Consider the following 22,508-nt stretch of genomic DNA (forward strand, 5'->3'; position numbering starts at 1 on the left):
GGGTCGACCTACACTCGGACATGTTCGAACACATGTTCGATCCCGTGAGGAGGGCCGAGAATGAGCGTGACCGTGGTGGACCGCATCGCGACCCCGGCCCGGGACGCCGTGGCCGTCTCCCTCCTCGTCCCCGCCGACGCGGTGGCGGCGGGCTTCCCGTCGCCGGCGCAGGACTACTTCGACGGCTCCCTCGACCTCAACGACCACCTGATCCGGGACAAGACCTCGACGTTCATCGTCCGCGTCTCGGGCGAGAGCATGACCGGCGCCGGCATCAGCGACGGCGACGAGCTGGTGGTCGATCGCTCGCTGACCCCGACGCACGGCAGCGTCGTGATCGCGATCCTCGACGGTGAGCTGACCGTCAAGCGGCTCGAGCTGAGCCCCGGGGGAGTGGTGCTGCGCGCGGAGAACCCGGACTATCCGCCGATCCTCGTCGCGGAGCTGAGCGACCTCCAGATCTGGGGCGTCGTCACCGTCTGCCTGCACCGGCTGCACCGTGCGCTCTGAGCGGCGGATCGGCCTGGTCGACGTGAACAGCTTCTACGTCTCTTGCGAGCGGCTGTTCGACCCGAAGCTGCAGGGGCGGCCGGTCGTCGTCCTCTCGAACAACGACGGCTGCGTGGTCGCCCGCTCGGACGAGGTGAAGAGGCTCGGGATCGAGAACGGAACGCCGTGGTTCACGGTCGAGCCGCTCATCCGCTCGGGGCGCCTCCCGGAGGTGATCGCCCGCTCCAGCAACTACGAGCTGTACGGCGAGCTGTCCGCGCGGGTGATGGAGCTGCTGGGCCGCTACTCGGCCTGGCAGGAGGTGTACTCGATCGACGAGAGCTTCCTCGGCGTCGACGGCGACGTGGCCGAGCGGGCGAGGATCGGGCGGGCGATGCGCGCCGCCGTCGCGAAGAACGTCGGCCTGCCCGTGTGCGTCGGGTTCGGGCCGAGCAAGACGCTCGCGAAGTTCGTCAACAAGGGCGGTGCGAAGAAGCACCCGCGCCTGGGAGGCGTCTGCGACACCGACTGGTACACACCCGAGCAGCTCGACGCGCTGATGGCGTCGCAGCACGTCACCGAGCTGTGGGGAGTCGCCGGCCGCACCGGGAAGCGCCTCGCCGAGCTGTCCATCCACACGATCCGCGACCTGCGCGATGCAGACCCGGCGCTGATCCGGAAGAAGTTCTCAGTGGTGCTGCAGCGCTCCGTCTACGAGCTGCGCGGGGTCGACTGCATCCCGCTCGAGGCGGCCCGCACCGTCCGAGATCAGCTGATCTTCTCGCGCTCGTTCGCCACTCCGGTGACGACGATCGCGGACATGGAGCAGGTGCTCTCCGTCTACGCGCAGCGCGCGGCCCACCGGCTGCGCGCGCAGGGGTCGGTGACGAAGACGATGAGCGTCTTCGCGTCGACGTCGCCGTTCTCGGACGCGCCGTACGAGTCCGCGGGCGGCCTCGCCGGCTTCCCCGTGCCGACCGACGACCCGGTGGCGATCGTCAAGGCGGCGATCGGCACGCTGCGGCCGCGACTGCGCGAGGGCGCGCGTTACGTGCGGGCCGGCGTGATCCTGACGAACCTGTCGCCGCGGGACTCGCACGCCCTCCTCGAGGTGTTCGACACCGCGTTCGACAGCAAGGGCCTCGGCGCGACGATCGACGCCGTCACCAAGCGCCACGGCCGCTCCGCCGTCGGCCTCGGGCTCGCCGGGATCCGCAAGGGGCCGGTCTGGACGATGAAGCGCGGCGCGCTGTCGCTGCGCGCGACGACCCACTGGGGGGAGCTGGCGACGGCGCACGCGCGGTGATCCGCTTCGTTCGGCTCGAGCGGATGTCCGTGAAGGTGCGCGGGCAGGTGAGCGACGGTGGGGGACGGGATCGCGCTGAGCGTCGTCGCGTGCAGCGCCGGATTGCCGTCACCGCTGCATGCCAGAATAGTTCCTCGACGGGAGGTTATCTGCAATGGCCGAATTGACGACGTCCGAGCTCGCCGCGCGCCTCGAGATCTCGCGGCGCCACGCCACGGACCTCGTGGCTTCCGGGTCCATCGGTGGCCGTCGACTCTCGTCGGGCGTGTGGCTGGCCCACAGTGACTCAGTCGTTCGCTACGAGGCCCGTGCCCGCCGCGGCAAGGGCCGGAAGATGGATCCGGCGACCGCCTGGGGGCTGCTGTGGGAGTTGAGCGGTCTCAGGGCGACCTGGCTCCAGCCCAGCACCCGCTCCCGCGTGAGAGGGCGCATCCGAGAGATGACTCCCGACGAGATCGCGCGCGCGGTCGCCGGTCGGACGCGCGCCTACTCCTTCACGGCGGCCAACCCGGCCAAGGCGGCCGCCGGCCTGATCGCGACCGGCCGCGCCGTCGGCAGCGCTCTGAACGTCGGCCTCATGGATGATGCTCGGCAGGTGTCCGGGTACACGCGACAGGGGAGCGTCGAGGACTACGCCCGGAAGAGCTTCATGGTCGCGTCGCCGTCCGGGGGCGACACGATCTACGCCAACACTCTCCCCTTCGACTACGACGGTGATGTGATGCCCGTGGCGGTCATCGCCGCGGATCTCGCAGCCGGCTCGGACACCCGCGAGCGCAGCGGCGGGTTGCGGGCACTGGCGGACTTGAGGCAGGAATGGCAGGCGCGGCACTGACGGTCGACACGGCGGACGACGACCTCCTCCCCGCCTGGCAGACCGTCGTCGAGGTCGCCGGCAGCGGCATCGCGGAGAACCTCAGCGTCGGCGCGCTGCGGCGCCGGCCCGGGCGCGGGCCGACTCCGATGCGGGCCATGGCGGGTTCATCGGGAGTGCATAGCGTCGTCGCCGATCCTGATCTCCCGGCGGGGACCCCGCGAAGGGTGACGCTCAGGGAAGGTCGATGCGATGAGCACGGTGCTGCGAACAGTTCGACCGGCGCCCGCAGCGGCGGACGGCCCGGGGGTGGACGTCTCTTCGGGTGAGCGCCGCCGCCGGGCCCTCCGGCGGCGGAGGCGTTCGGCCGACGCGCTGGTGACCGCGTGCGTCGTCTCGGTCGCCGTCGCGATCGCGCTGTTCCTCGCCTCCGGTGGTCCCGAGGCCGTGACCGGCATCGCGACTGCGCTGTCGGCGGCGGGGATCGTCGCCGGGCTGGTGGGGACCGATCTGCTCCTGCTGATGCTGGTGCTCGCCGCGCGCATCCCGTGGATCGATCGCACCTTCGGTCAGGACGTCGCGACGGCGCTGCACCGGCGGCTCGGCAAGCCCGCCCTCCTGCTGATCCTCGGTCACGGCCTGCTCCTCACGGTCGGCTACGCCATGACGGACGGGCTCGACCTCGTGCAGGAGAGCCTCGCCCTGTACTCCGGCAGCGACCTGCTGCTCGCCCTGCTCGCGACCGCGCTGCTGCTGCTCGTCGTGGTCACCTCGCTGGTCGCGGTCCGCCGCCGGTTCGCCTACGAGGCGTGGCACGCGATCCACCTCCTCAGCTACGCGGCCGTGCTCGTCGCGGTGCCCCATCAGCTCTCCGCCGGTCAGGTCCTCGCCGAGGGGTCCGTGCAGCGCGCCTACTGGATCGCCCTCTACGTCGCGGCGTTCGGCTCCGTCGCGTGGTTCCGATTCGCCGTGCCCGTCGTGCGCACCGTCCGCCACCGCATCCGGGTCGAGGCGGTCGAGACGATCGCACCCGGGGTGTTCTCGCTGCACCTGACCGGGCGACGGATGCGCTCCCTCGGCGCCGTCGGCGGTCAGTACGCGATCTGGCGGTTCTGGAGCGCCGGCACCTGGTGGCACGCCCACCCCGTCTCCTTCTCCGCCGTCCCCACCGACCGCACCGCCCGGATCACCGTCCGCGTGCTGGGCGCCGGCACCGCACGCCTCGCTCGACTGCGGCCGGGCACGGCCGTGTCGATCGAGGGCCCCTACGGGATCTTCACCGACACGGCGCGCACCGCTCCACTCCTCGCCGTCGTCGCCGCGGGCATCGGCATCACCCCCGCGCGCGCACTCCTCGAGCACAGTGCCCTGCAGCCGGGCGAGGCCACCGTCCTCCTGCGCGGGGCGGACCACGCGCAGGACCGCCTCTGGGACGAGACGGGCGAGCTCGTGCGCCGCGGGGGCGGCACGCTCTACTGGATGCAGGGGCATCGCCCGTCCGGCAGCGACACCTGGCTGTCCGCCGAGGCTCTCTCGCGAGGCGTCACGCTGACCTCGGTGTTCCCGAGGCTGCTCGACTCCGACCTCTACGTCTGCGGACCGGACGCCTGGAGCGAGCTCGTCCTCCGCGACGCCCGCAGCGCGGGCCTCCCCGAGCACCGGATCCACGTCGAGAGGTTCAGCTGGTGAGGACGCGCGCCGCCCTCGCGAGCGTCCTCGCGTCCACGGCCGTCCTCGTCATCGGCTGGGACCTCGGCGCCGCGGGGAGCACTCCCGCCGGACCGGCACCGGAGGCCGCAGCGCCGGCCGTCTCGACTCCGACTCCGGTTCCGACCTCCTCGAGCGGCCCGGGCGGCTCGGGCACGTTCGAGGTGCCGACGCCGAGCTCCACCCCGTCGACGCCCTCGGCGCCCGCCGGCACCGGAGGAACCGACAGCAGCGGCGGCACCGACAGCACCGACAGCACCGGCGGCACCGGCAGCACCGGCGGAACGGACGGCACCTACACGGGGACCGCCGTCTCGACCCGCTACGGCGACGTGCAGGTCGCGATCACCGTCGCCGGTGGCGCGATCACGGACGTGACCGCGCTGCAGCTGACGGACAAGGAGAACCGGTCGGTCTCGATCTCGAACCGTGCCGCACCGATCCTGCGCAGCGAGGTCCTCGCCGCCCAGAGCGCCGACGTCGCCTCGGTCAGCGGCGCGACCTACACCAGCGACGCCTACCTCGACTCGCTGCAGTCCGCGATCGACCAGGCCGGCCTGTGATCTCGACCTTTCCCACGATGGGAACGGTCGCGAGCCTCCGGGCCGAGGCCGACGCGCCGCTGGCGGCGATCCGGGCGGTCTTCCGGTCCGCGGACGAGCGGTTCAGCCTGTACCGGCCGGAGTCGGAGGCGAGCAGGATCGCCGACGGCCGCCTCCGCCTCGCCGACGCGAGCGCGGAGATACGCGACGCCTACGCCGAGGCCCTCGAGTGGCGGACCGCCACCGACGGCGCCTTCACCCCGCACCGCCCGGACGGCGTGCTCGACCTCGCCGGCACGGTCAAGGCCCGCGCGATCGCGGCGGCGGGGAGGCTGCTGGAGCGCGGCGGCGACGCGCCGTGGCTCCTGACCGTCGGGGGCGACGTCCTCGGATCCCGCGCCGTCGACGCCCACGACGCACCGGTCCGGATCGGGATCGTCGATCCCGACGACCGCCGATCGCTCCTGTGCGCCGTCCCGCTCACCGGCGACCGGCGCGCCGTCGCGACGTCGGGCACCGCGGAGCGCGGGGAGCACGTCTGGCGGCGCCCGCACGACGCGGACGGGGTGCGCTTCCGCCAGGTCACCGTCCTCGCGGGCGACATCCTCACCGCCGACGTCCTCGCCACCGCGGTCCTCGCCGGCGGCGAGCCGACCCTCGACCGCGTCCTCTCCCGCTGGGACGTCGACGTCCTCGCCTGCGGCACCGGGGGAGACCTGCTGGTCTCCGAACGGCTCCGCGCGGCGATCAGCGCCCGCCCGACGATGCAGGCGAGCGTCATAGACGGGTCATAGGAAGCGCAAAGGACGCGGCGGCTGAATGGGGACACCTCGCTCGCCGACCTCGGGTCGGCCCGTCTTCAGGAGTTCTCGTGCTCGCATTCGCCACCGTCGCCATCGACCTCGTCGCCATCGCTCTGCTGACGTTCGGCATCTACTTCCCCCGCCACCGGCGTCGGGACCTCGTCGCCGCGTTCCTCGGCGTGAACGTCGGCGTCCTCGCCGTCTCGCTGGTCCTGGCCTCCAGCACGGTCGGAGCGGGACTCGGGCTGGGTCTCTTCGGGGTCCTCTCGATCATCCGTCTGCGCTCGGACGAGATCGAGCAGCACGAGGTCGCCTACTACTTCTCCGCTCTGGCCATCGGCCTCATCAGCGGCCTGGGCACCGCGCCGTCCGCGCTGACGGTCGGTCTGATCGCGCTGATCATCGCGGTCCTGTTCATCGCCGACCACCCGCGGCTGTTCCCGCGCACCCGTCAGCAGACGATCACCCTGGACAGCGCCTTCACCGACGAGGGCGCCCTGACCGCTCACCTGGCCGCGCTGCTCGGTGGCCGCATCCGGTCGGTGCAGGTCCGTCAGCTCGATCTCGTCAACGACACCACGCAGGTCGACGTCCGCTTCGACGTCGCGGAGCGCCGCGCCCGCGGCGGGCAGCACGACGAGCTCGCCCCGGCCACCTCCGCCGTCGGCGTCCCGGTCTCGCGATGACCGCCGTGACGACGTCGCGTCTGCAGTCTTTCGAAGCGATCAGCCTCCCCGAGCTCGTCGACCAGGCGTCCCTGCAGACCCGCATCGACCGCAAGTACCTGATTCCCGCCGGCAGCCTGGACGCCGTGCTCGCCCGGCTGGACGACAGCACGCGCGTGCTCGAGATCGGCGGGCGCCGCGACTGCGACTACGAATCGGTCTACTTCGACACCCCGCAGCTGGACAGCTACCACCTCGCCGTGCGCGGCCGCCGGCGGCGCTTCAAGATCCGCACCCGCACCTATCTCGACTCCGCGACGAGCTACCTCGAGGTGAAGACGCGCGGATCCCGCAGCAGCACCGTCAAGGAGCGGATCGACCACCCGGCCGGTCGGCGCGACGAGCTCACCGCGGAGGGTCTCGCCTACATCGACGAGACCCTCGCGGCGACGGGAATCGCCCTGGACTCCCGAGAACTCGCCCCGGTGCTGTCCACCGAGTACGCCCGGACGACGCTCTTCCTCCCCGGATCCGCCACCCGCGCCACGATCGACACCCGCCTCGTCTGGCGGCTGCGCAGCGCACCCGCCCGAGTGCTGGATCGACCGGCCGTGGTCGTCGTCGAGACCAAGTCGGCCTCCCGCCCGTCCGAGGTCGACCGGGCGCTCTGGGCCGAAGGCCACCGCCCCGTCTCGCTCTCGAAGTACGGGACCGGGATGGCCGCGTTCCGCTCCGAGCTCCCCGCCAACAAGTGGACCCGCACCCTCGACCGACATTTCGACCGGGCCCCCGCCCGAGTCGGCTCTCCCCGATAGGACCACCATGCACAACCGCTCCCGCCCGCTGTCCGTCCTCGCCGTCCTGGGTCTCACCGGTGCTCTCCTCACCGGCTGCAGCGCCGCCGCGGTCGCCGGCTCCGCCTTCGGCACCGCGACCGACTCGAGCTCCACCGCCCCCACCGGCACGAGCACCGACGACACGGAGGCGGGCACCACCGTCGAGGCCGTCGGCACCTCCCTCGACTCCACCGCCACGCAGATCCTCGCGGCGAACACCGCCGTGCACGCCACCGACCAGGCCGCGGACGCCGCCTCGACGAGCATCACCCTCTCCGGCGACAGCGCCGCGGCCGACGGGGACGCCGTGCGCGTCGACGGCTCGACCGTCACCATCACCGACGCCGGCACCTACGTCCTCAGCGGCACCCTCACCGACGGCCAGGTCGTGGTGGACACCACCGCCGAAGGAACCGTGCAACTCGTGCTCGACGGCGTCGACATCACGAGCTCCACCGGCTCCGCGATCACGGTCACCGCCGCCTCCGACGTCGTCGTCGAACTCGCCACCGGATCGACGAACACCCTCAGCGACACCGCCTCCTACGCCGAGGACGCGGAGTCGAACGCCGCGCTGTACAGCGCCGCCGACCTCACCGTCACGGGCGAGGGCTCGCTCGAGGTGCACGGCAACGGCAACGACGGCATCACCGGCAAGGACGGCCTCGTCATCCTCTCCGGTACCATCACCGTCGATGCGGTCGACGACGGCATCCGCGGCAAGGACTACCTCGTCGTCCGGGGCGGCACCCTCGCCGTCACCGCCGGCGGCGACGGACTCACCTCCGACAACGAGGAGGACGCCACCGCGGGCTTCGTCTCGATCACCGGCGGCGACATCACCGTCGACGCGCAGGGCGACGCCGTCGTCGCCGTCACGGACATCGTCGTCACCGGGGGCACCCTGAACCTCACCGCGGGAGGCGGGAGCGGCGCGCAGCTCGCGACCGACGCCTCCGCCAAGGGTCTCAAGGCCGGGATCATCGTCGACCTCGAGGGCGGCGACGTGACCATCGACTCCGCCGACGACGCCGTGCACTCCGACACCTGGGTGCACACCACCGCCGGAACCCTGACGCTCGCCACCGGCGACGACGGCATCCACGCCGATTCGGCCCTGCTCCTCGATGGAGCCGACATCGCCGTGACCGACTCGGTCGAGGGGATCGAGAGCGCCGACATCCGGATCACCGACGGCGACGTCTCCGTGGTCTCCAGCGACGACGGCCTGAACGCCTCCGGCGGAACCGGCACGGACTCCGACGGGGCCGCGACCGGCACGACGGGCGGCCCCGGCGGAGGCATGGGCGGCGAGGGCGACGACGGCTCCGTGATCACCCTCAGCGGCGGCACGGTCACCATCGATGCCGAGGGCGACGGCTTCGACTCGAACGGCAGTGCGACGATCAGCGGCGGCAGCCTCGTCGTGAACGGCCCCGAGCAGAGCGGCAACGGCGCACTCGACGTCAACGGCACCCTCGTCGTCACCGGCGGAGAGGTGCTCGCCACCGGCAGCGCCGGGATGATGGTCTCGCCCGACGCGTCCTCGACCCAGGGCTGGATCTCCTCCGCCCTCAGCAGCACCCTCCCCGCGGGCACCGATGTGACGATCACCGACGCGGACGGCACCACCGTCACGACGTTCACGACGTCGAAGACGATCGCGGGCGTCGTCTACGCCGGCCCGGAGATCACCTCCGGCGAGAGCTACACCCTCACCGCCGACGGCACGACCCTCGCCACCGTCACCGCGGGCACGGCCGCCGCCGGAGGTGGCGGCATGCGCGGCGGCCGCTGACCCTCGAGGATCGACACCACTGAAGGGCCGGCCGGACTTTCTTCGGGCCGGGTGTCGATCCGGGATCGCGCCGTTCGACCTCGAGGTGAGAAGGTCGCGAGACGCTCCTTCCATCACCGAGAGACGGGAATCCCCTGATGCCGAAGTACATGCTGATCTGGCGCGCGACCGACGAGTCGCTGGCCGCGATGATGAACACCGATTTCAGCCAGATGCTGGAGTCGATGGGTCGCTTCAACGACGAGCTGATCCGGGCCGGAGTGCTTCTGGCCGCGGAGGGGCTGGACGACCCGAGCCAGGGGGTCGTCGTCGACTTCAGCGGCGAGACTCCGGTCGTCACGGACGGGCCCTACGGGGAGACGAAGGAGCTGTTCAACGGCTACTACGTCCTCGACGTCGCCTCGATCCAGGAGGCGGTCGAGTGGGCCAAGCGCGCGCCGATGACCGGCGGCGGCAAGGCCGAGATCCGCCGGATCCCCTCGATCGACGAGTTCCCGCAGGACAACGAGTACGTGCAGCGGGAGCGCGCCTGGCGTGAGCAGACCGGCCAGCTCTGACGCGAGGGCCGCCGTCGAGACGGTCTGGCGGATGGAGTCCGCCCGCATCGTCGGCGCCCTCGCCCGCTACACCGGCGACGTCGATCTCGCCGAGGATCTCGCCCAGGAGGCGGTCGCGGAAGCGCTCGTCTCCTGGGCGGTCGGCGGCGTGCCGGCGGAGCCCGTCGGCTGGCTGCTGACCACGGGCCGGCGCCGCGCGATCGACGCCTTCCGCCGGCGCGGGGCGCGCGACGCGCGGTACGCGCTGCTCGCCCGCGATCTCGACGAGGCGGGCCCGGGTCCGGATGCGCTCTTCGATCCCGACGCCATCGAGGACGACGTGCTCGCGCTGATGTTCACGGCCTGCCATCCGCTGCTGGCGAAGGAGGCCCGGATCGCGCTGACGCTGCGGCTGGTCGGCGGGCTCACCACGACGGAGATCGCGCAGGCGTTCCTCGTTCCGGTGGCGACGATCCAGGCCCGGATCACGAGGGCGAAGAAGACCCTCTCCGCCGCCCGGATCCCGTTCGCCGTCCCCGACGCGGAGGAGCGCCCCGCCCGCCTGGGCTCGGTGCTGCAGGTGGTCTACCTGATCTTCACGGAGGGCTCGTCCGCCACCGCCGGGGACGACTGGATGCGCACCGACCTCGCCGACGACGCCAGGCGCCTCGCGCGGGGACTGGTCGCCCTCGCACCCGAGCCCGAGGTGCTCGCGCTCCTCGCCCTGCTCGAGCTCACCGCCGCCCGGTTCCCCGCCCGGCTCGGGGCGGACGGGCGCGCGATCCTGCTCGAGGACCAGGACCGGCGGCTCTGGGATCGGAGCGCGATCCGGCGCGGGCGCGCCGCTCTCGCTCAGGCCGTCTCGCCGCGCGGTCTCGGTGCCTTCGGTCTCCAGGCGTCGATCGCGGAGTGCCATGCGGTCGCCCCGTCGGTCGCGGAGACCGACTGGCGGCGGATCGTGGTCCTCTACGAGGCGCTCGGCCGGCTGACGCCCTCGCCGATCATCGAGCTCAACCGGGCGGTCGCCGTCGCGATGGCGACCGGACCCCGGGACGCGCTCGCCCTCGTCGACGACCTCGACGCGCGCGGGGTGCTCGCCGGCAGCCACCTCCTCCCCGCGGTCCGCGGAGAGCTGCTCGCCCGGCTCGGCCGCACCGCCGACGCGCGCGCCGAGTGGACGCGGGCGCTCGCGCGGTGCACGAACGCGGCGGAGCGCACCGTCCTCGAGGAGAAGATCGCCCGCTGAGTCACCGCCCGGGTCGCTCCTCCCCTTCGAGGCGCCGGCGGTCAGGCCGCCGAGCCGGCGAGCTCCGCGCGGACGATCGCGGCACCGGCGGTCAGCGCGCTCAGCTTCCCGAGCGCGACCCCGCGCGGCAGGGGAGCCAGGCCGCAGTTCGAGCTCGGCAGGAGATCCGCCGCGTCGACGAACCGCAGTGCCTTGCGGAGGGTGTCGGCGACCTCCTCCGGGGTCTCGACGGTCTCGCTCGCCACGTCGATCGCGCCGAGCATGACCTTCTTGCCGCGGAGGAGCTCGATGAGCTCCATCGGGACGCGGGAGTGGTGGCACTCCAGCGAGACGATGTCGATCGTGGAGCGCTGCAGCAGCGGGAACGACGTCTCGTACTGGCGCCACTCCGGCCCGAGGGTCTGCTTCCAGTCGGTGTTGGCCTTGATCCCGTAGCCGTAGCAGATGTGCACGGCCGTCTGGGCGCGCAGCCCCTCCGCCGCCCGCTCCAGGACCGCGACCCCCCAGTCCCGCACGTCGTCGTGGAAGACGTTGAAGGCCGGCTCGTCGAACTGGACGATGTCGACGCCGGCGGCCTCGAGCTCCCGCGCCTCCTGGTTGAGGATCGCCGCGAACTCCCAGGCCAGCTCCTCCCGGCTCCCGTAGTAGCGGTCGGCGAGGGTGTCGATCATGGTCATCGGCCCGGGGAGCGCCCACTTGATCGGCTGGGACGTGTGCCGGCGGAGGAACGTCGCGTCGTCGACGAACACGGGCCGCTCGCGGCTCACGGCGCCGACGACGGTCGGCACGCTCGCGTCGTAGCGGTCCCGGATCCGCACCGTCTCGCGGTTCACGTGGTCCACTCCGGCGAGGTGCTCGATGAAGGTCGTGACGAAGTGCTGGCGGGTCTGCTCGCCGTCGCTGATGATGTCGATGCCGCGCCGGTGCTGCTCATGGGCGGCGATGCGCAGGGCGTCCTGCTTGCCCTCGACCAGCTCGTCGCCCTCGAGCTTCCAGGGGGACCACAGGGTCTCCGGCTCCGCGAGCCAGGAGGGCTTGGGCAGGCTGCCGGCGATGGAGGTGGGCAGAAGAGTGTTCACGGGTGGCGATCCTTCTCTGATCAGCGGGCAGGGGTCCGGTGCTTCGACACCCAGGCGTCCAGCAGCTCCCGGTGCGGCTCGATGAAGTGCTCCGCCGTGTACGCGCCCTGCTCGACGGCGAGCCGATCGCGCTCGGCACGGTCGTAGTCGATCTGCGTCCGCGAGTAGTCCTGCTGCTGCAGGCTCGGCCGGAAGACGTCCGCCGCGGCGGAGTTCGTGTTGTAGATCTCCGGGCGGTAGATCTTCTGGAACGTCTCCATCGTGCTGATCGTGCCGGCCAGCTGGAGGTTCGAGTGGTCGTTGAGCAGGTCGCCGCGGAAGTAGTACGCGAGCGGCGCGACGGAGCCGGGGGCCAGGAAGTAGCGGACCTGCAGTCCCATCCGGCCGAAGTACTCGTCGGTCAGGGACCGCTCGTCCTGCCGGTACTCGACGCCGAGGACCGGGTGGTGGTTCGAGGTCCGGTGGTAGGTCCTGCTCGTCGACACGCTGATGCAGATGACGGGCGGCTCGGAGAAGCGCTCCCGATAGGCGTCGGAGTCGAGGAAGCTCTGGAACAGGGCGCCGTGCAGATCGCCGAAGTCGTCCGGAACGGTGAACTCCGCCGCCCCCTTGTTCGCGGCCGGCAGCCGCACGCTGAAGTCGAAGTCGCGGACGTAGGAGGAGAAGTTGTTGCCGACGATCCCGCGGTGGCGCACGCCGGTCAGCTTGTCGCAGATCGTGACGTCGAGGACCTCGAGGAGAGGGAAGTCGCGGACCGCCTCCTCGGCGGGGAACCGCACCTCGACCGAGACGATCTCGAGCTCGACGGCGTAGCGGTCCCGGCCGGGGTTGTCCCAGTGCGCGAGGTCGTTGAACCGGCGCTCGATCATCGTCAGGGCGTTGCGGAGGTTCTGCCGGCGGTGCTCGCCCCGGGCGAGGTTGGCGAAGTTCGTGGTGGCCCGGGAGCTCGACGACGGCGAGTAGTGCTCGTCGAAGCAGGTCGTGGTGATCCTGAAGGTGACGTCGTTCGCCATGAGCGCCCAATCCGATGATCAGCAGGCCGCACCGGCCCTGGTGGAAGCGTGCGGGACCAGAGTGCCCGTCACCGGGAGGCATCGAAGAATCCGGCGCGACTATGCCGAGGTATAGTCCCGACCTATGGCACGTCGAACGGGCGGGATCTCGCTCCAGCAGCTGCACTACTTCGTCGAGGTCGCCTCCGAGGGGTCGATCTCCGCTGCGGCCGATCTGCTCTACGTCGCCCAACCGACCATGTCCGCGGCGATGAAGGACCTCGAGACCCGGGTGGGACGCGCCCTCCTCGTCCGCGTCGCGCGCGGGGTCACGCTCACCACCGAGGGGACCGAGTTCCTCGGCTACGCCCGGCAGGTCATCGAGCAGGTGGCGCTCCTCGAGCAGCGCTACCTGGGGCGTCCGCCGTCGCGGCGCCTGCTCGGGGTCTCCACCCAGCACTACTCGTTCGCCGTGGACGCCTTCGTCCGGATGGTCCGGGGCACGGAGGGGGAGAAGTACGAGTTCTCGCTGCGCGAGACCCGCACCCGCGACATCATCGAGGACGTCCGCACTCTCCGCAGCGAGCTGGGGATCCTGTACCGGAACGACTTCAACCGGGACGTCATCGACAAGATCCTCCGGGACGCGGGGCTCGCCTTCCATCCCCTCTTCCTCGCCCTGCCGCACATCTTCGTCTCGCGGAGGAACCCGCTGGCCTCGCGCGAGCGGGTCACCCTCACCGATCTCGCCGACCTGCCGCGGCTCACCTTCGACCAGGGGGCGGACAACTCCTTCTACTTCGCCGAGGAGATCCTGTCCACGCTGTCGAGCGACCGGGAGATCCGGGTGTCCGACCGGGCGACGATCTTCAATCTGATGATCGGCCTCGACGGCTACACCATCTCGACCGGGATCATCAGCGACGACCTCGACCCGGCCATCGTCGCCGTCCCGCTCGACGTCGACGAGCGCATCGAGATCGGCTGGATCGGGCATTCCGCGATCCCCCTCACCGAGCAGGCCCGGCGCTACCTGACCGAGGTGCGGGCCGTCGTGACCGAGGGCGGCCTCGACCTGCTCGGCTGAGCGGGTCGGCGACGGCGGCCCCGCCCCGCCCATGCTGGTCGAGGAGCCCCGCAGGGGCGTATCGAGACCCGCCACTACCAGCAGGGTGGCTCTGCAGACTCGCGTTCCGACGGTGGTGGATCTCGATACGCCCGCTGCGCGGGCTACTCGATCAGCATGGAAGGGATGCGTCCGCTGCGCGGGCTACTCGATCAGCAAGCTCTTCCCCCTACGGACCAGGTGATCTCTCCCAGGAGCGGCGAAGCCGCTTCGCGTCTCGGTGGTGAGGGAGAGGACGCGGCGCCGCGTCATGGTGGTCACGAACGCGGGGCACTCCGAATCTCGCGCTCCTCCGATCCGGTGACCGCCGGCCGGCCGAGGGACCGGAGGTCGAGGCCTCGGTCCCGGTCCGCGGCCGACCGTCGCTCCTTCTCGACCTCGAGCACCGCGCTCCTCACCCTCCCTGGGTGAGGCCGGTGATCAGGTTGATGGCGACGGCGACGACGAAGGTGCCGAAGAAGTAGGACAGCAGAGCGTGGGCCAGCGCGATGCGGCGTGAGGGGGTGGAGGACTGGGTGATGTTGCTCGCGCTGTAGGCCATGCCGATCGAGAAGGCGGTGTAGGCGAAGTCGCTGTAGGACGGGTCCTCGTCCTGGTCGAAGTCGAAGCGGTGGCGGTCGTCGAGGTAGTACATGCGCGCGTATTTGAAGGCGTAGACGGTGTTGATGAGCGCCCAGGCCGCGACGACCCCGACGACCGCGAGGATCGCGGCCGCGGATCCGACGGGGTCCTTCTGCTGGCTGCGGAGGAGCGCGACGACCACGAGGACGAGGCTGAGGAAGGTGGCGGTGATGATGAGCGAGTCGACCAGCTTCCGGGACCGGTCCTCGTGGCGGGCGAGGTCACGGGTGCGCTCGGGGTCGGCCGGCCACGCCGTCGACCAGGCCCAGACGAGGAACACCGCCGCGGCGATCGCCCAGCCGAGCAGAGGCGACAGATCGGGGACACCGAGGAGCGCGGTGATCGCCGCGACGGCTGCCCCGACGAGTGCGGCGACACCGGCCTTGACGGACAGGTGGGACATGACGGTTCCTTTCTGAACGGTGGTTCGCCCGGTCGCGCAGTGCAGTGATGCCCCACACGGAGCTCATCCGGGGTGGACTCACCCGGCCCGGGCTCGTGAGAGGGGGACGTAGAGGCCGGCGCGCTCGGCGCGGACGGCGGCGAGCGTGCGCGACGTGGCGTCCAGCTTGACCAGGATGTGCTCGAGGTGAGCGGCGACCGTGCGGGGAGCGACTCTCAGCGCCCGGGCGATCTCGAGATTGGAGCACCCCTCGATCACGTGGCCCAGCACCTCCAGCTCCCGTGGTGTCAGGCCCCGCAGGCGCGTCGCGGGGGAGAGCACGACGACTCCGCGGGTCACTGCGGCCAGTTCTCTCTCGCAGGCCAGCACCGTCACCCGCACGTAGCCGTCCGGCGACCGCCGGCGTCCGCGGGGCCAGAGGAACGAGGCGTAGTTCTGCCCCTCGGCGAGGGCCTCCCTCGCGGCGTCGATCAGAGCCGAATCGGCGGTGAGCAGCTCGTCCGCGGAGAGGCCCGGAAGGGAGGTGACGCCGTGGTCGGGGAGGAGGACCACGCCTGCTCCGGCTCCGCCGACGACCGAGGCCGACGCGGCGAGCGAGCGGACGGGGTCGATGCCCGAGGTGAGCGTCGGCAGGAGTCGTGCGAGGCGTCGGCGGATCGCCGGCGACGGCGGTTCCGCGCTCCGGAACAGCACCGTCATGAAGCCCACGTGCCGGCCCCCGTCCTCGAACAGGGCGACGGACAGGGTCTCGTGAAATCCCGCGGGGAGCAGGCACTCCGCCCAGGTCTGCAGGTCCCGCGGCGAGTAGGGGACGTCCGACAGGCTGGTGGGAGGCCGTTCGCGATCGGCACCGGTCCTCTCGATGTCGTGCGCCATCTGCGGGCCGCTGAGGTAGCGGACGCAGGACTCGTCGAGGTCGGTGCTGGCGACCGAGCGGTATCCCGTGCCGTTCGGCTCGGCCAGCGCCAGCCACGCACCGTCGAAGGGGAGGTGGTGGTGCAGCTCGTCCAGCATCGCCTGAGCCCGCTCGCGGACCGGGCCGGGGCGCGCGGCCGTCTCGGCGAGCTGGAGCGCAGCAGTGCGTGACACGGGACTCGACCACCTCAGGACCGGGGGCAGGGGAAGCGAAGGAATTGTCCGAAGACCGTTGCTACTGGGGTACCACCAGGAGCCCCTTCACGGGGACCCCCTCGACGGAGGACCGCATCGGCAGTCCTGCCGATGGTGCCTTTCGTCCCGCAGGGCGTGAGATCGAGGTGTCGCCGGGTCGACCGACCTGCGGCGGCTTCCACGGAACGTCACGCACGGGAGGGAAACGAGCATGAGAGCAGTGGTGTACGAGGGGCCGCGCACAGTCGCGGTGAGAGACGTCCCGGATGCGCGCATCGAGCGCTCCACCGACGTGCTGGTGCGCATCACGACCACGAACATCTGCGGGTCCGACCTGCACATGTACGAGGGGCGCACCAGCTTCGAGACCGGGCGGTGGTTCGGTCACGAGAACATGGGCGAGGTGATCGAGGTCGGCGACGGCGTCGACAAGGTCGCGGTGGGGGACCACGTCGTCCTGCCGTTCAATGTGGCGTGCGGGCACTGCAAGAACTGCGAGCGCGGGCTGACCAACTACTGCCTCACCGCTCAGCCCGTCCCGGAATGGGCCGGCGCGGCCTACGGCTTCGCCGACATGGGGCCGTGGGCCGGCGGCCAGGCCGAGCTGCTGCGGGTGCCCTGGGGCGACTTCAACTGCCTCCGCCTGGGAGAGGACGCGGAGGAGAAGTCCGCCGACTACGTGATGCTGGCCGACATCTTCCCGACCGGCTATCACGCGACGGAGATGGCGGGGGTGAAGCCGGGGGACCAGACCGTGATCTACGGTGCCGGCCCCGTCGGCCTGATGGCCGCGCTGTCCGCCACCATCAAGGGTGCGAGCCGAGTCATGGTCGTCGATCGGCATCCGGATCGTCTTCGACTGGCGGAGTCCCTCGGCGCGATCGCGATCGACGACTCGAAAGTCGATCCCGTGGAGGCCGTGCTGGAGCACACGATGGGGCTCGGCGCCGACAACGGCTGCGAGTGCGTCGGCTATCAGGCGCACGACCCCGGCGGCGACGAGCAGCCGAACCTCACGCTGAACCGCCTGGTCCAGTCGGTGCGCTTCACCGGGCGGATCGGCACCGTCGGCGTCTTCGTGCCGCAGGATCCCGGCGGCCCCGACGAGCTCGCGAAGGAGGGGCGGATCGCCTTCGACATCGGCCTGCACTGGTTCAAGGGCCAGACCATGGGAACCGGGCAGGCGCCCGTCAAGAAGTACAACCGCCGGCTCCGCGACCTGATCGCCGCGGGTAAGGCGACGCCGTCCTTCATCGTCAGTCACGAGCTGCCGCTCGAGCAGGCACCGGACGCCTACGAGCACTTCGACAACCGCGACGACGGCTGGACCAAGGTCGTCCTCAAGCCGGGAAAGGCGGCGTGACCATGGCCGGCAAGGTGGCTGCCGCCGTCGGCATCGTGGGTGTCGCGGCCGGCCTCGTCGCCCGTTCCCTGGTGAAGAAGGAGCGCGAGTCGGACGGGGACGGAGCGCATCCCCAGGGGTGGAAGGCCGTCACCGTGCTGGGCGACGCCGAGGACTTCGCCGTCGGCGGGTATCCCGAGCCGCTGGAGCGTCTGGCGGAGTCGCTCGACATCCGCATCGACCCGGCTCCCGGGGACAAGGGCTTCGAAGTCCATGCGCGAGTCCGCGACGGGGTCGATCTCAGCGAGGACCGCGATCCGGGCAAGGCGCTGCGGGAGGCTCTGCGCGACGCGAAGCAGGTCTTCGAGACGGGCGAGATCCTCCGCGCCACGCCGAGACCGCACGGAGAACGTCCGCGCACGCTGCTCGGTGGCGTGGTCGACAAGGCAAAGGACGAGGCGAAAGGCGGAGGTGTGCTGTGAAGGCTCTGTGCTGGACCGGAGTGAACGAGCTCTCGGTCGAGACCGTCGAGGATCCCGGGATCCTCAATGCTCAGGACGCGATCGTCAAGGTGACCCTGAGCACGAGCTGCGGCTCGGATCTCCACCTGCTCGGCGGGTACGTCCCGACCATGCGAGCGGGCGACGTGCTCGGGCACGAGTTCCTCGGCGAGATCGTCGAGGTCGGATCCGCCGTCACGAAGCACCAGGTCGGCGACCGTGTCGTGGTCTGCTCGTTCATCAGCTGCGGGAAGTGCTGGTACTGCCGCAACGAGCTCTACTCCCTGTGCGACAACGGCAACCCGAACGCGGGGATCCCCGAGATGCTCTGGGGCCAGGCGCCCGGCGGCTGCTACGGCTACTCCCACGCGCTGGGCGGGTGGGCCGGCAGCCACGCCGAGTACATCCGCGTGCCGTACGCGGACCAGGGCGCCTTCCCCGTTCCCGACGGGATCAGCGACCAGCGGGCGCTCTTCGCCTCCGACGCCGCTCCGACCGGATGGATGGGAGCGGACCTCGGCGGCGTCCGGCCCGGAGACACCGTCGCGGTCTGGGGCGCCGGCGGTGTCGGGCAGATGGCGGCGCGCGCGTCGCTGCTGCTCGGCGCCGAGCGCGTCATCGTGATCGACCGCTTCCAGGAGCGGCTGACCCAGGTCGAGCAGGTCATCGGCGCGGAGACCATGAACTACGAGACCAGCGAGGTGACGGCCGAGCTCCGCGAGCTGACGGGCGGACGCGGCCCCGACGTGTGCATCGAGGCGGTCGGCATGGAGGCGCACCGCGACGGACCCGACTTCGCCTACGACCAGCTGAAGCAGCAGCTGCGGCTGCAGACGGACAGGCCCACCGCCGTGCGTGAGGCGATCTTCGCCGCGCGCAAGGGCGGCAGCGTCTTCGTGCTGGGCGTCTTCGGCGGCTTCGTCGACAAGTTCCCCCTGGGGGCGGTGATGAACAAGGGCCTCACGCTCCGATCCGCTCAGCAGCACGGGCACCGGTACATCCCGATGCTCCTCGAGCGGATGGCGCGGGACGAGATCGTCACCGAGCACCTCGCCACGCACGTCCTGCCGCTCGAGGACGGCCCCGCCGGCTACGCCATGTTCAAGGAGAAGACCGACGGGTGCGTGCGGGCGGTCTTCCGACCCTGAGCGTCGAGGAACCGCTCCCGCTCCACCCGAGGAGCAGAGGCGGTTCCGTCACCGGGTGGACGTGATCCAGGGCCGGTTGCGCCGACCAGCAAGGAAGACCGATGATGGCGACCCGAATGAGCAAGGGAGACCGATGATGGCAACCCAGGTGAGCAAGGCACTCCTCGTCCGTCTGGAGGCGATGCCCGGCAAGGCGGACGACCTGCGGGCGTTCCTGAACCAGGGGCTGACGATCGTGGAAGGGGAGCCGAAGACGGTCCGGTGGTTCGCGCTGGAGTTCGGACCCACGTCGTTCGGCATCTTCGACGCGTTCCCCGACGACTCCGGGCGCCAGGCGCACCTGTCGGGCGAGGTCGGCCGAGCGCTCGGCGAGAACACCGGGGTCCTGTTCGGGGAGCCCCCCGTCGAAGAGGTCGATGTCGTCGCCGAGAAGCAGCCCGCGTAGGCGCGGCAGGACGACGCTCATGGAGCACCGCCCCTTCGGCCGCCCTCCGTCGGAGGTCTCCGTGATCGGGCAGGGCACCTGGTACATCGACGATGCCCACCGCCCGACCGCCGTGGCCGCGCTGCGTCACGGGATCGACAGCGGCATGACGCACATCGACACCGCCGAGATGTACGGCGACGCCGAGCCGGTGGTCGGTGCGGCGATCAACGGCCGGCGGGACGAGGTCTTCCTCGTCTCGAAGGTGCTCCCGAGCAACGCCTCGCGTGCCGGAGTGGTGGCGGCGTGCGAGCGCACGCTGACGCGGTTGGGCACCGACACGCTGGACTGCTACCTCCTGCACTGGCGCGGCTCGCACCCCCTGGAGGAGACGTTCGCCGGCTTCGAGCAGCTGCGCGAGCAGGGCAAGATCCGGTCGTGGGGCGTGAGCAACTTCGATGTCGACGATCTGGAGGAGGCCTGGCGGTCGGGCGGGGAAGGACACCTCGCCTGCAATCAGGTGCTGTACCACCTCGAGGAGCGCGCGATCGAGCACGCCGTGCTCCCGTGGTGCGAGCGGCGGGGCGTCGCCGTCGTCGCGTACAGTCCCTTCGGTCACGACCGCTTCCCCGATCCGCGGACGCCGGGGGGCCGCGTGCTGGAGCAGATCGCGGCGGAGCACGGCGCGAGCGTCCGGCAGGTCGCACTGCGCTTCCTCGTGCGCCGGCCGGCCGTCTTCGCCATCCCCAAGGCCTCCACCGCCGCGCACGCCGCCGACAATGCAGGGGCGGGCGCGCTGAAGCTCAGCACCGCCGAACTCGACCGGATCGACGCCGCGTTCCCCCGCGGCCCGCGACCGCGCCGGCTGCCCATGCTGTGACGTCGGCCTCTGCTCGACGCGCGCTACGAGCGGAGGGTGTCGGAGGGGTTCTCGGAGAACGCTGCGCGATAGCCGGCGGCGAATCGGCTGAGGTGGATGAACCCCCATCGAGTGGCCACCTCGGTCACGCTGACAGCTCCCGGCGCGGCGACGAGCAGTTCCTCGCGGACCCGCTCGAGCCGCTGCCGCCGGAGGTAGGCCATCGGTGTCGTGTCGAGAGTGCGGCGGAACGCCTCCTGAAGGGTGAGGCCGGCCGCCGCCCCGCCACCCGGTGAACCGCTGATACGGACACGGATCCTTCCGTCACGTCGCCGCTTCCACTGTCCTGTTCGTCTGCGGTCTCGGGCGGCGGGCGCGTCCATGCTTCCGGCGTGGGATGAGTGGTCGGTCACCGGTCGTCGAGGCGCGGAGAACGCGCGCCTCGAGGTTCGATTCCGGCGCTAGCGGTCATGTCCGGAAGAGGGCGTCGGAGGAGGTCCGGGGCGGGCGGGCCTGCTGAACAGATTGACGACGTTGCCGTCCGGGTCGCGGACGAGGGCGGAGCGGTTGCCCCACGGCATCGTGGTCGGCGCGAGCACCACGTCCTCGCTCCCGGGTCCGAGCTCGGTGAAGGCGCGGTCCACGTCGGCCACCTCGAACTCGAGCAGGACGGAGTGGTTCGACGCAGGGGCGACGGCGCCGTGGAGCATCCCGACCGTCGCGGTGTGGGCGATGGCGAGGGTCGCGCCCGCTCCGGTGAACTGCGCGAAGACCGGCGCCGGGCGCTCGGCTGGTCGGCCGATGACCTTCTCGTAGAAGGCGACGAGGCCTTCGAGGTCGTCGGTGACGATGCGGAGGGAGGTGAACGACATGGAGCTCCTTCAGTGGTGAGGGTGAGGCTGGTGAGGGTGAGGTCGTCCCACCAGGCTCGCCGGTCGTCGCGACACCGTCCTGTCGGTGTTTCCGGAGATCGTCGGCGTCTCCGGGAGATCCGCGCGCCGGATCAGCCGTCGATGACGGACCGCAGCCGTCCGTACTGGAGCGCGAGGTCCTCGGCTCGGAGGGTGCGCTGCGGGGTCCGCTCCTCGGTCACCTCGACCGACAGCATGCGGTCGCCGCGGAACGCGCGGACCCCCTCGCGCAGCCGGCACCAGGCGATCAGGTACCAGTGCTCCTCCTTCCCGATCGAGCCCAGCGGTTCGACCTCGCGCACGGACTCCGCACCGCTGCTGTCCCGGTAGCGGAGCCGGACGACCCGATCCGCTCGGAGGGCCGTCGCGAACTCCGCCGGAACAACCGGTTCCTCCTCGCTCTCGAGGAAGTGCACCCGCGAGGCGACCGCGCCGACACGGGCGGCCTCCCCGTCCGGCAGGACCGCGAGCGTCTTCCGGGCGGCGGTCCGGGCTGCGTGCCGGAAGGGACTGCGCTCCAGCGCGCTGAGGCCGATCAGCACGGCGAGGGCCTCGTCGAGGGTGAATCCCGCCGGGCCGAGGGTCGCGGACGCGTCGATGACGTAGCCGCCCGTCCGGCCCGGCTCCGCCCAGATCGGCAGTCCGGACTGCTGCAGCGCGGACAGGTCCCGCTCGATGGTCCGCACGGACACCTCGAACCGCTCGGCGAGGCGGCGTGCGCTCCGCGGCCGGGGCGAGACCGCTCGCAGCTCCTCGACGAGCCCGTAGAGACGATCGGTGCGGTTCACCTGACCATCATCCGCCCTGCCCCGCCGGTGTCGCACAGCGGAGTCGAGAGGGTCCGGGATGAGGGAGTCGACGCTCTCGACCGGGGAAGCCGGGCGCGGCGGCGCTCGCGTGCTGCAGAGGCCGGCGCTACGCCTCGGGCGGCTGGTCGACGCCGCGGTCGGCGCCGCGCTTCTCGCGGCGCAGCTGCGCGCCGCCGCCCGCGATCAGGGCGAGCGCGAGCGCGATGCTGCACAGGCGCAGCGGCCAGGGCAGATCCGGGAACAGGATCATCGGCAGGGCGGCGACGAACGTCGCCCCCACGAAGTACCAGACCGCGACGGGCGCAGCGGGATTCTCGTTCGAAGCCATCCCTCCACGGTAGCCGCGGGGCTCGGCGCGGGCCTCCCCCTCAGGTCGCAGACCTCTCGGAGGACGGGCGCGCCCTGCGGGACGCGACCCGACCCGGCGAACGGGCGGCGCGCG

At 71.4% G+C, this 22,508-nt stretch carries 25 protein-coding genes; 17 read left to right on the top strand and 8 right to left on the bottom strand.

Translation table 11 applies throughout. From position 1 onward, the window contains the following. The first annotated feature begins 60 nt into the window (after positions 1 to 60). From MT351_RS17275 to MT351_RS17325, 11 genes are all read left to right on the top strand, one after another. Positions 61 to 510: a LexA family transcriptional regulator gene (locus MT351_RS17275; RefSeq protein ID WP_123446383.1), complete on the top strand. Its 450-nt coding sequence runs from the start codon at positions 61 to 63 to the stop codon at positions 508 to 510. Further along, positions 500 to 1,795 (top strand): Y-family DNA polymerase, encoded by a 1,296-nt coding sequence (locus MT351_RS17280; protein ID WP_243582818.1) that lies wholly within the window; start codon positions 500 to 502, stop codon positions 1,793 to 1,795. Before MT351_RS17275 ends, MT351_RS17280 begins: the two co-directional genes overlap by 11 nt. A gap of 154 nt (positions 1,796 to 1,949) precedes the next feature. Then, positions 1,950 to 2,630, top strand: a complete 681-nt coding sequence (locus MT351_RS17285; protein WP_243582819.1) for a hypothetical protein — start codon at positions 1,950 to 1,952, stop codon at positions 2,628 to 2,630. Positions 2,631 to 2,861: 231 nt separating this feature from the next. Beyond that, entirely contained in the window at positions 2,862 to 4,298 is a 1,437-nt protein-coding gene (locus MT351_RS17290) for a ferric reductase-like transmembrane domain-containing protein (protein ID WP_243582820.1), read from the top strand. Further along, complete coding sequence (locus MT351_RS17295; protein ID WP_243582821.1) at positions 4,295 to 4,879, top strand: FMN-binding protein; 585 nt, start codon at positions 4,295 to 4,297, stop codon at positions 4,877 to 4,879. Before MT351_RS17290 ends, MT351_RS17295 begins: the two co-directional genes overlap by 4 nt. Next, positions 4,876 to 5,652, top strand: a complete 777-nt coding sequence (locus MT351_RS17300) for an FAD:protein FMN transferase (RefSeq protein WP_243582822.1) — start codon at positions 4,876 to 4,878, stop codon at positions 5,650 to 5,652. Before MT351_RS17295 ends, MT351_RS17300 begins: the two co-directional genes overlap by 4 nt. A 77-nt stretch (positions 5,653 to 5,729) precedes the next feature. Then, on the top strand, positions 5,730 to 6,347 hold the full coding sequence (locus MT351_RS17305; RefSeq protein ID WP_123733210.1) for a DUF4956 domain-containing protein: 618 nt from the start codon (positions 5,730 to 5,732) through the stop codon (positions 6,345 to 6,347). Beyond that, entirely contained in the window at positions 6,344 to 7,141 is a 798-nt protein-coding gene (locus MT351_RS17310; RefSeq protein ID WP_243582823.1) for a polyphosphate polymerase domain-containing protein, read from the top strand. Before MT351_RS17305 ends, MT351_RS17310 begins: the two co-directional genes overlap by 4 nt. 7 nt (positions 7,142 to 7,148) lie before the next feature. After that, entirely contained in the window at positions 7,149 to 8,960 is a 1,812-nt protein-coding gene (locus MT351_RS17315) for a carbohydrate-binding domain-containing protein (protein ID WP_243582824.1), read from the top strand. 137 nt (positions 8,961 to 9,097) lie between these two features. Further along, positions 9,098 to 9,517 (top strand): YciI family protein, encoded by a 420-nt coding sequence (locus tag MT351_RS17320; RefSeq protein WP_123704001.1) that lies wholly within the window; start codon positions 9,098 to 9,100, stop codon positions 9,515 to 9,517. A gap of 31 nt (positions 9,518 to 9,548) precedes the next feature. Continuing rightward, the gene (locus MT351_RS17325) at positions 9,549 to 10,742 is read left to right on the top strand and encodes an RNA polymerase sigma factor (RefSeq protein ID WP_243582825.1); all 1,194 of its coding nucleotides are present in this window, start codon (positions 9,549 to 9,551) and stop codon (positions 10,740 to 10,742) included. Between the two features lie 41 nt (positions 10,743 to 10,783). Here MT351_RS17325 and MT351_RS17330 read toward each other — a convergent pair whose 3' ends face one another. Together MT351_RS17330 and MT351_RS17335 are read right to left on the bottom strand one after the other, a co-directional pair. Next, a complete protein-coding gene (locus tag MT351_RS17330; RefSeq protein WP_243582826.1) occupies positions 10,784 to 11,821 on the bottom strand; it encodes a methionine synthase in 1,038 nt (345 codons plus the stop codon). A gap of 20 nt (positions 11,822 to 11,841) precedes the next feature. Next, positions 11,842 to 12,834 carry a putative oxygenase MesX gene (locus MT351_RS17335; RefSeq protein ID WP_243582827.1) on the bottom strand — a complete coding sequence of 331 codons (993 nt, stop codon included), beginning with the start codon at positions 12,832 to 12,834 and terminating at the stop codon, positions 11,842 to 11,844. A 124-nt stretch (positions 12,835 to 12,958) separates the two neighbouring features. Here MT351_RS17335 and MT351_RS17340 point away from each other — a divergent pair, with 124 nt between their 5' ends. Continuing rightward, positions 12,959 to 13,900: a LysR family transcriptional regulator gene (locus tag MT351_RS17340; RefSeq protein ID WP_243582828.1), complete on the top strand. Its 942-nt coding sequence runs from the start codon at positions 12,959 to 12,961 to the stop codon at positions 13,898 to 13,900. A gap of 433 nt (positions 13,901 to 14,333) precedes the next feature. Here MT351_RS17340 and MT351_RS17345 read toward each other — a convergent pair whose 3' ends face one another. Together MT351_RS17345 and MT351_RS20390 are read right to left on the bottom strand one after the other, a co-directional pair. After that, positions 14,334 to 14,963: a DUF1345 domain-containing protein gene (locus MT351_RS17345; protein WP_243582829.1), complete on the bottom strand. Its 630-nt coding sequence runs from the start codon at positions 14,961 to 14,963 to the stop codon at positions 14,334 to 14,336. A gap of 78 nt (positions 14,964 to 15,041) precedes the next feature. Next, the gene (locus MT351_RS20390; protein ID WP_243582830.1) at positions 15,042 to 16,052 is read right to left on the bottom strand and encodes a LuxR C-terminal-related transcriptional regulator; all 1,011 of its coding nucleotides are present in this window, start codon (positions 16,050 to 16,052) and stop codon (positions 15,042 to 15,044) included. Between the two features lie 271 nt (positions 16,053 to 16,323). On the opposite strand from MT351_RS20390, the gene MT351_RS17355 reads away from it, so the two are divergent. The 5 genes from MT351_RS17355 to MT351_RS17375 all read left to right on the top strand — a co-directional run bounded on the left by MT351_RS17355 (position 16,324) and on the right by MT351_RS17375 (position 20,367). Next, the gene (locus MT351_RS17355) at positions 16,324 to 17,436 is read left to right on the top strand and encodes a glutathione-independent formaldehyde dehydrogenase (protein WP_374204784.1); all 1,113 of its coding nucleotides are present in this window, start codon (positions 16,324 to 16,326) and stop codon (positions 17,434 to 17,436) included. A 2-nt stretch (positions 17,437 to 17,438) separates the two neighbouring features. Further along, complete coding sequence (locus MT351_RS17360) at positions 17,439 to 17,897, top strand: hypothetical protein (protein WP_243582832.1); 459 nt, start codon at positions 17,439 to 17,441, stop codon at positions 17,895 to 17,897. Beyond that, complete coding sequence (locus MT351_RS17365; protein WP_243582833.1) at positions 17,894 to 19,063, top strand: zinc-dependent alcohol dehydrogenase; 1,170 nt, start codon at positions 17,894 to 17,896, stop codon at positions 19,061 to 19,063. Before MT351_RS17360 ends, MT351_RS17365 begins: the two co-directional genes overlap by 4 nt. Before the next feature lie 136 nt (positions 19,064 to 19,199). Then, positions 19,200 to 19,508: a putative quinol monooxygenase gene (locus MT351_RS17370; protein WP_374204786.1), complete on the top strand. Its 309-nt coding sequence runs from the start codon at positions 19,200 to 19,202 to the stop codon at positions 19,506 to 19,508. Between the two features lie 19 nt (positions 19,509 to 19,527). Next, positions 19,528 to 20,367, top strand: coding sequence for an aldo/keto reductase (locus MT351_RS17375; RefSeq protein ID WP_243582835.1), 840 nt, complete (start codon positions 19,528 to 19,530; stop codon positions 20,365 to 20,367). 23 nt (positions 20,368 to 20,390) lie between these two features. Here the strand turns inward: MT351_RS17375 and MT351_RS17380 are convergent, their stop codons facing one another. The 4 genes from MT351_RS17380 to MT351_RS17395 all read right to left on the bottom strand — a co-directional run bounded on the left by MT351_RS17380 (position 20,391) and on the right by MT351_RS17395 (position 22,394). Beyond that, positions 20,391 to 20,729, bottom strand: a complete 339-nt coding sequence (locus tag MT351_RS17380; protein ID WP_243582836.1) for a helix-turn-helix domain-containing protein — start codon at positions 20,727 to 20,729, stop codon at positions 20,391 to 20,393. 78 nt (positions 20,730 to 20,807) lie between these two features. Next, positions 20,808 to 21,218: a VOC family protein gene (locus tag MT351_RS17385; protein ID WP_123735643.1), complete on the bottom strand. Its 411-nt coding sequence runs from the start codon at positions 21,216 to 21,218 to the stop codon at positions 20,808 to 20,810. 131 nt (positions 21,219 to 21,349) lie between these two features. After that, positions 21,350 to 22,045 (bottom strand): YafY family protein, encoded by a 696-nt coding sequence (locus MT351_RS17390; RefSeq protein WP_123735642.1) that lies wholly within the window; start codon positions 22,043 to 22,045, stop codon positions 21,350 to 21,352. 127 nt (positions 22,046 to 22,172) lie between these two features. Beyond that, positions 22,173 to 22,394 carry a hypothetical protein gene (locus tag MT351_RS17395; protein WP_123735641.1) on the bottom strand — a complete coding sequence of 74 codons (222 nt, stop codon included), beginning with the start codon at positions 22,392 to 22,394 and terminating at the stop codon, positions 22,173 to 22,175. Positions 22,395 to 22,508 lie beyond the last annotated feature (114 nt).

The organism is Rathayibacter sp. VKM Ac-2926, assembly GCF_022815565.1.
In the GTDB taxonomy this organism is placed as follows: Bacteria; Actinomycetota; Actinomycetes; order Actinomycetales; family Microbacteriaceae; genus Rathayibacter; species Rathayibacter festucae.